Here is a 7,289-nt window from a genome sequence, read left to right as displayed (position 1 = left end):
CTTTAGTTACCACTGGCGGGGTGGATGTTTGGGGTGTTGGGGCTTTAGTTACTACGGGTGGGGCAGAAGTCTGGGGCGTTGAAGGTTTAGTGGTTACCGGCGGGGTAGAGGTTTGAGGGACTGCTGGGGTGTTGGTGTTGGTGCTGGAGGTTTTTTTCTTGGATGTGGGGTCAAAATGCTGGGAGAGCCCATGAAGGGGGGCTTGAAAACGATTTGCCATCGGCATCGCAACACCAAATGACACTAGTCCTTTGGAAACCATCTTTATCCGTATCAGCCTCCAAAAAGGGCGAACAAAGGGCTATGGCTAAACTTGCAGAAGTGTTTTTTAAAATTTTCTTGTCCAGAAAACCTCCTTAATTTCACTGCCCCATTTTGTTTTGGGGGAGCTGGGGATTTGCTAAAACTATGGGCTTGGCACTTAACACATTGAAAAGTGGCATTTGGTTAACAAGCCCGGGGGCTTTGTTCTGTGTGCTCTGTGTGATGTTTGAGTATTGAAAACCCACAGCTCCATAAACCCCATTACCCTCAGCCTCTAAAAACAAACAAGAGAGAAGGGTTGTAGCGATCAAGGTTAACAAAATGCGCATAAGACTCCTTTTTCAGGTTTACAAGCAAGGCTTGTAAGTGGATTCTACCATAAATAAGAGGATAAACTTGCCTATTGGATGTATTTTTACTTTAAACATGCTTCACTACCACATGCTGAAAAATCCCCTCCACACCCCCAAACACCCCTCACTCATAGGTGTAAGTTACATTACCCAAATGAGTCCTAATTTCTACAGAGAGGATTTTATAAGGCAAGCAAGCCACGCCAATCATATACCCTTGAGAGTATTTTAAAATATAGCCTCTCTTATTGCCCCTAGCTGGTCTGCCATCAGCCATAACCTGAGTCCAATCATTGCAAGAATTGCCTCATTGATAATAATCCCCTCAAGGCGCACGGGGTCTCTATTTTTAGAAGTGATCTCAATCAAAGTCCCCAGCCCCTCCCCAAAGAGATCAAACTCTTTTTTCTGAATATCAAAGTTGAGCTTGTAGGCAGTATGTTTAGGGGCTAAATCTTTGGCGTATTCACAACTCTCTTGATTGCCCATCCCACAAGCCTTTTGATAATACTGCCGTGCAACTTCCTTGTCTTGCCCCACACCCTCCCCGTTTTCATACATTATTCCCAAATTATTATAAGCCATAATATCCCCCATATCTGCTGCTTTTTGGTAGTATTGCAAGGCTTTGGAGCAATCTTTGACAATGCCTTTGCCATCTTCATACATAGCCCCCATTTCGTTATACCCCCTAGAATCCCCCATTTCTATGAGTTTTTGCCAATAAGAAACAGATTTGCCATAGTCTTTGCTGTCATCGTAAGATTTTGCCAATTGATTCCCCGCATAACAGACTCCTAAAGCCGCTGCAAACAACAAGACAACCGACAACACACACTTTTCAAACGACACTGACATATTGCTCCTTGTAGGTATTTTAACCGTTGCTAGGGTTACCCACCCCACTAATTCCCCACATAGTGGAAAATAACCAGCAATGTAATCACAAACACCATAGAGACGGACGACTTAAAGAAGTTTTCAAACACCTTCCCCACTGCTGTAAAAATCTGCGCAATAGCTCCGATCACCAAAATGCTCATGTGAAACCCCTTATACGCACTACTCTAATCAGGGCAGGGCAAAATTTTAAAACCATGTTTTCCTCCAAATGTTTGATCATGTTTTCTCTGCTAGGCTCACCTTGTCCATGTTAGCTGAGGGTTCCAGCACCTCATAAAACACCCGTTCACGCTCTTTTTTATCCTTTTGGCTCTTGATGAGCTCAAAGGCATCTGGGGCGAGCAACTTAGGGCTATTGACCACCATGATATTTTTAAAAAAGCATTGTTGATAATGCTCAAAATCATCGCGATACAAATGGCTTTGGTAGCTATGGCAATCTTGCAGAAACTTCTCTAAATACTTGGCATCAATCTTATGTTCCCCCTCAGGATTCCAGTTTCTGCACTGCGCCAAGATGATTTGTTTGTCTTTGCGCAAAATCAAATCAATGCGGGTAAATGCCAAATGTTTCTCTTTGTCTTTGCTCGCATCATATCTGTGGACGCTAAAACCTTGACCTGCATAATAGCTGGCAACTAAATCCCTGTATTTTTTGGCGTAATCCATTTTAACTCCTCTGTATTGGTAGTATTGCCCATCCCACCCGTTGATCGCAGCGGCGTTTTTCTAGGAATGCCTTAGCCTCTGGGTTGAGCACATCCGCAGAGAGCGCCAACAATCTTTGGCAGTTTTTGCCCGGGTACTCTGCTTTCTCTAGGGCATCGCAATTGCGCAAAAACTCTTGGACATAGTCCAAACCCACGCGATAAGGCGTTTTTTCATTCCAATTTTTACATTGAATAAATAGCACCTCCTCATCCTTAGTTAAAATCAGATCAATTTTTTGATCTTGCTTGCCTAAATCGCAATGAAAATCGCAATCATAACCACGCTTGACATACCCTTGAGCGACAAACTTTTCGTATTCTCGACCTTGTTCCATGTTTTTATCTTTCTCTTTAGGGGTTTGATCAAAATTTCCAGGGGGTGTCTCCCTTTCAAATGCGGGTAAATCATTGGGTGTAGGGACTTGGGGTTGTTTGAGTGGGGGTTTTTGGGGGGCTTTAAATATGTGGAGGGTGTGTGTTAAACTAGAAAGATGAAATCCGGGGCGAAGGTTTAGTTTATTGGGGGGGGGGGGGGGAGGGTAAATCTAAAAGACAAGCAAAACTCCTTAGAAAACACTGCTGTAGCACAAAAAGCTAAACAGGAAGTTTTTAATGCATAAAATCCAAGAGCTTTTTAGCGTTCTGGCAACCTTGTTGCTCTCCCATCCTACAAGCCTTTTGGAAATACCAGAGGGCTTTTTTTGTATCTTGCTTCACACCATCGCCATTCACATACAAATACCCCAAGAGCACATATCCAGCTGAATCGCCCAATTCTGCGCTTCTTTGGAAATACAACAAGGCTTGAGACGCGTCTTTGCCCACGCCCTCACCCACAAGGTAAGACATTCCTAAATGAAAATATGACTTCGCATCTTTGAGCACCACGCCCTTTTTGAAGTATTCTAGGGCTTTTTGTGTGTCTTTGGCAACGCCCAGCCCGCCCCTATACATAAGCCCCACCATGCTATAGCTCTTAGCATTGCCCAAATCTGCCGCCTTTTTAAAATACTCAAAAGCCTTAGAATAGTTCCTATCCGTGCCAAGCCCCTTATAATACATGTCTGCCAAAAGAATATAGGTGTCTGTATACCCTAATTCTCCCGCTTTGATATAGTGTTGCAAAGCTTTAGTATAGTCCCGTGCTGTGCCCAAACCTAAATAATACATGTTAGCCAATTTAGCATAAGCCTGCGCGTCTCCCATTTTAGCCGCCTTTTGGAAATATCCAAAAGCCTTAGGGTAATCAAGGGGCAGTCCTTTATCAGCAACATAGAGCACCCCTAAGGCGACATACGCTTGAGCATTCCCTAACTCCCCCGCTCTCTTTAAAAGAGCCAAAGCTTTTGGGTATTCTTGTTGCTTGTAGTAGGTTTGCGCCTGTTTAAAAAGCTCTGTATTGTCCACAGAAAATCCCACAATCACAGATAAGCACAAAACCGCCATTTGCGCTTAAGGCTAGCCACAATCTCCGAGCGCATAATCTCATACCAATGCTCCCAAGTGCCTAATCCCCCAAAAGCGCTTTAGCGCTCTTGCAACCTAGATCACTTCCCATTTTGCAGGCTTTTTTATAGTATTTAGAAGCCATTTCTTTATCTATCCCCACACCTTCACCCTTAGCATACATGACTCCCAAATTATTATAAGCCTCAGCAATCCCTGCATCGGCAGCTTTTTGGAAGTATTCTTTAGCTTTTATGTAATCTTTAATTGTCCCCTTACCCTCGTAATACATATTCCCTAAACTCCAATAAGCCCGCGCATCTCCCAAACTTGCGGCTATGATGTAACATGTCCATGCCTTAGAGTAATCCTTAGAAACACCTTGACCCTTGTAATACAACTGCCCCAAATAATAGCTAGCCTCCCCATCCCCCATATCTGTGCCCTGTTGGTAATACTGGGCGGCTTTTTGATAATCTTGAGCCACGCCATGCCCTTTAGCATAGGCAAGTCCCAAATTTGTATAGCCCTCAGCAACCCCCGCATCGGCGGCTTTTTGGTAGTATTTTAAAGCTTTGTTATAATCCTTGCTCACGCCTATCCCATCGTAATACATCGATCCTAAAATCAAATAAGCTTCAGGAACACCCATATTTGCCGCTTTTTGGTAGCATTTGAAGGCTTGATGCATATCTTGATGAGTCCCCTTAGCATTTTCATACATCAGCCCTAAAGCAAGATACCCATTAGCCTCGCCCGCATTGGCAGCTTTTTGAAAGGATTCAAATGCCTTGGTATAGTTCCCTTGCTTATAATAAGTCCGTCCTTGCTCAAGCAGATCCTGCGCGCTCTCTGCACCACACAGCCCCACAGACAAAAACAAAGCCCCCACAAGGCTTAAAAAGCGACTTTTAAACATGCCAACACCTCTTAGATTAACTTTTATCCAAATTCTGCGCTAACACCTGCACCAGCTGGGCGGTGTTAGTGGTGGTGTGGGCTGAGATGGGCAGAATAAAGGCGGGCTTATCATCTAGGCTAGTCTCAAAGGTATGCAGAGTGCTAGCGAGTGTTTCAGGGGGGAGCAAGTCTATTTTGTTGATCGCCACCCCAAAGGCGCGCTTTTCTAGGGTGGGTGAAAACGCCCCCAATTCGTGGCGTAATTGGTGGTATTGCTCTGTTAAATCCAAGCTAACATCTAGCACAAAGAGTAAAAATTGCGTGCGCTCAATGTGTTTTAAAAAGGCTAGCCCTAAGCCCTTGCCCCCACTTGCCCCCTCTATGACCCCCGGGATGTCTGCGATCACAAATTCTTTAAAATCCCCCACGCTTACCACCCCTAAATTAGGCACTAGGGTCGTAAAGGCGTAGTTGGCGATCTTAGGGCGTGCATTGGAGATCACACTAATTAAGGTAGATTTGCCCACATTGGGAAAGCCCACCAAGCCTACATCGGCAATGAGTTTAAGCTCTAAGCGCACGCTCAACTCCACCCCCTCTAGCCCCTTTTGCGCGTAGGTAGGGCGTTGTTGCACGGCGTTTTTAAAGCGTGCATTGCCCATTCCCCCCTTGCCCCCCTCTAAAATCTTAAGGGGCGCACCACACTCTATAAAATCTCCTAACAACTCCCCGCTTTGCTGATCGTAGATTTGTGTCCCGGGGGGCACAATTAGGGTGATGCTCTCCCCCTTTTTGCCACTGCAATTTTTAGGACCCCCGGGCGCGCCATTTTTAGCTTTGTAGTGCTTTTTGCCCCTAAAAGCCCCTAGCGTGTCGGTGTTTGTGCTCACTTGCACAAACACATCGCCCCCATCGCCCCCATCGCCCCCATCTGGTCCGCCCTTGATGACAAATTTCTCGCGCCTAAAGCTCACCGCCCCCGCCCCCCCCTTGCCAGAGGCGATCACAATCTCTACACTATCTACAAACATAACTTAAGAAAAGCGTTGCATGGATTTTTCTAAATGGGGCACAGCATCTAATAGTTTCTTGGTGTAGGGGTCTTTAGGCTCGCTCAACACGCTCTGCACATCCCCACGCTCTACAATCTCACCCTGGTACATCACCAAAATGCGATCGCTGATGTGTTCCACCACGCCCAAATCATGGCTAATAAAGACATAGGTTAAGCCCATCTCTTTTTGTAAATCTAGCAATAGATTGAGCACTTGGGCTTGGATGGAGACATCTAAGGCTGAAACGGGTTCATCACAAATCACCACCTTAGGGCGGATAATGAGCGCGCGCGCGATGCCGATGCGTTGGCGTTGCCCCCCTGAAAACTGATGTGGGTAACGGCTGATCCACTCACGCTTAAGCCCCACGCTATCCATCATTTCTAAGACTTTTTCCCGGCGTTCTTGTTTAGAAAAATTGCTATTAAGCAAGAGAGGTTCGGCAATGATGTCCCCTACCTGCCATCTAGGATTGAGGCTAGAATAGGGGTCTTGAAAAATCATTTGGACATGTTTGCGGTATTCCTGCCAATCAGCTTTGCTAAATTGGGCAAGATTCTTGCCCTTAAATAAAATCTCCCCTCCGCTAGGGCTCTCAATCCCCATTAAAAGCTTGGCGGTGGTGCTCTTCCCACACCCACTCTCCCCGACCACACTTAAAATCTCCCCATTATGCACTTTGAAGGTGATGTCTTTCACCGCGTGGATTTGTTTGGCTTCTTTAAACAAGCCCTGTGAGATGTGGTAGGTTTTTTGTAAGTTTTTGGCTTCTAAGATCATCGAATCTCCCTAGGAAATTCTAGGTAGTTGACATTTTCATCCACGGTCTGTAAGCGTTTTTTGCGGTGCTCCTTGCCCGGTTTGGGTATGGCATTGAGCAGGGCTTGAGTATAGGGGTGGCGCGGATCATTAAAAAGCTCTTTAGCACAGGCTTTCTCCACTACATGCCCCTTATACATCACCACCACCGCATCGGCTAATTGTGCCACCACGCCTAAATCATGGGTGATAAAGAGGATCGAAGTTCCTTTAGTTGCCTGCAATTCTTGCATGAGCTCTAAAATCTGGGCTTGAATGGTAACATCTAGGGCGGTGGTGGGCTCATCAGCGATCAAAAGTTCAGGGGCGCACACCATCGCCATAGCGATCATCACCCTTTGGCGTTGCCCCCCGCTGAGCTTAAAGGGGTAGTCATGGTAGCGCTCTTTAGCATGGGGAATACCCACGCGCTCTAGCTCAGCCAGCGCGCGCTCAAAGCGTTCTTTGCGGTTTAAATTGGGGTGGTGGATTTTGAGGGCTTCGCTGATTTGAAACCCAATAGTGTAAGAAGGGTTTAAGCTCGTCATGGGTTCTTGAAAGATCATGCTAATTTTCTTGCCTCTAATCTCTTGTTGCATCTGCTTTTGGCTGAGTTTGAGCAAATCCTGCTTTTTAAATTCAATAGAGCCATCCACGATTTTACCCGGCTTATCAATGAGTCCTAGAATAGAGAGCGAAGTGATGCTTTTCCCACTCCCACTCTCCCCCACAATGCACAGAGTTTGGGACTTCTTGAGCTCAAAACTCACGCCATCCACGGCTTTATTAATGCCCTTATCGGTAAAGAAATAGGTTTTAAGGTTTTCCACTTTGAGCAAGGTTTCTTCCATGCAAGCCCC

At 45.7% G+C, this 7,289-nt stretch carries 11 protein-coding genes and 1 pseudogene; all 12 read right to left on the bottom strand.

Going from position 1 to position 7,289, the window contains the following annotated elements; translation table 11 throughout:
* A pseudogene (locus EAO33_RS09235) lies at positions 1 to 244 on the bottom strand (hypothetical protein); the annotation flags it as partial.
* 118 nt (positions 245 to 362) lie between these two features.
* Positions 363 to 593 (bottom strand): hypothetical protein, encoded by a 231-nt coding sequence (locus EAO33_RS06685; RefSeq protein ID WP_120945999.1) that lies wholly within the window; start codon positions 591 to 593, stop codon positions 363 to 365.
* Between the two features lie 148 nt (positions 594 to 741).
* Positions 742 to 894, bottom strand: coding sequence for a hypothetical protein (locus EAO33_RS09095; RefSeq protein WP_162982229.1), 153 nt, complete (start codon positions 892 to 894; stop codon positions 742 to 744).
* Positions 846 to 1,475: a tetratricopeptide repeat protein gene (locus EAO33_RS06680; protein ID WP_120945998.1), complete on the bottom strand. Its 630-nt coding sequence runs from the start codon at positions 1,473 to 1,475 to the stop codon at positions 846 to 848. The genes EAO33_RS09095 and EAO33_RS06680 overlap by 49 nt, the downstream gene beginning before the upstream one ends.
* 47 nt (positions 1,476 to 1,522) lie before the next feature.
* The gene (locus EAO33_RS09090) at positions 1,523 to 1,660 is read right to left on the bottom strand and encodes a hypothetical protein (protein ID WP_162982228.1); all 138 of its coding nucleotides are present in this window, start codon (positions 1,658 to 1,660) and stop codon (positions 1,523 to 1,525) included.
* 76 nt (positions 1,661 to 1,736) lie between these two features.
* Positions 1,737 to 2,189: a hypothetical protein gene (locus tag EAO33_RS06675; protein WP_120945997.1), complete on the bottom strand. Its 453-nt coding sequence runs from the start codon at positions 2,187 to 2,189 to the stop codon at positions 1,737 to 1,739.
* A 1-nt stretch (position 2,190) separates the two neighbouring features.
* The gene (locus tag EAO33_RS06670) at positions 2,191 to 2,565 is read right to left on the bottom strand and encodes a restriction endonuclease (RefSeq protein ID WP_120945996.1); all 375 of its coding nucleotides are present in this window, start codon (positions 2,563 to 2,565) and stop codon (positions 2,191 to 2,193) included.
* A 274-nt stretch (positions 2,566 to 2,839) separates the two neighbouring features.
* A complete protein-coding gene (locus tag EAO33_RS06665) occupies positions 2,840 to 3,676 on the bottom strand; it encodes a tetratricopeptide repeat protein (protein ID WP_120945995.1) in 837 nt (278 codons plus the stop codon).
* A gap of 61 nt (positions 3,677 to 3,737) precedes the next feature.
* Complete coding sequence (locus tag EAO33_RS06660) at positions 3,738 to 4,595, bottom strand: tetratricopeptide repeat protein (protein WP_235853106.1); 858 nt, start codon at positions 4,593 to 4,595, stop codon at positions 3,738 to 3,740.
* A 16-nt stretch (positions 4,596 to 4,611) separates the two neighbouring features.
* The gene (gene obgE / locus EAO33_RS06655; RefSeq protein ID WP_120945994.1) at positions 4,612 to 5,607 is read right to left on the bottom strand and encodes a GTPase ObgE; all 996 of its coding nucleotides are present in this window, start codon (positions 5,605 to 5,607) and stop codon (positions 4,612 to 4,614) included.
* A 3-nt stretch (positions 5,608 to 5,610) separates the two neighbouring features.
* Positions 5,611 to 6,411 (bottom strand): ABC transporter ATP-binding protein, encoded by an 801-nt coding sequence (locus tag EAO33_RS06650; RefSeq protein WP_120945993.1) that lies wholly within the window; start codon positions 6,409 to 6,411, stop codon positions 5,611 to 5,613.
* A complete protein-coding gene (locus EAO33_RS06645) occupies positions 6,408 to 7,280 on the bottom strand; it encodes an ABC transporter ATP-binding protein (RefSeq protein ID WP_120945992.1) in 873 nt (290 codons plus the stop codon). Before EAO33_RS06645 ends, EAO33_RS06650 begins: the two co-directional genes overlap by 4 nt.
* Positions 7,281 to 7,289: the final 9 nt, after the last annotated feature.

This window comes from Helicobacter labacensis, assembly GCF_003660285.1.
GTDB lineage: Bacteria > Campylobacterota > Campylobacteria > Campylobacterales > Helicobacteraceae > Helicobacter > Helicobacter labacensis.
The sequence above is the reverse complement of the archived record's forward strand: the minus strand, read 5'-3'. Positions and strand labels throughout refer to the sequence as shown.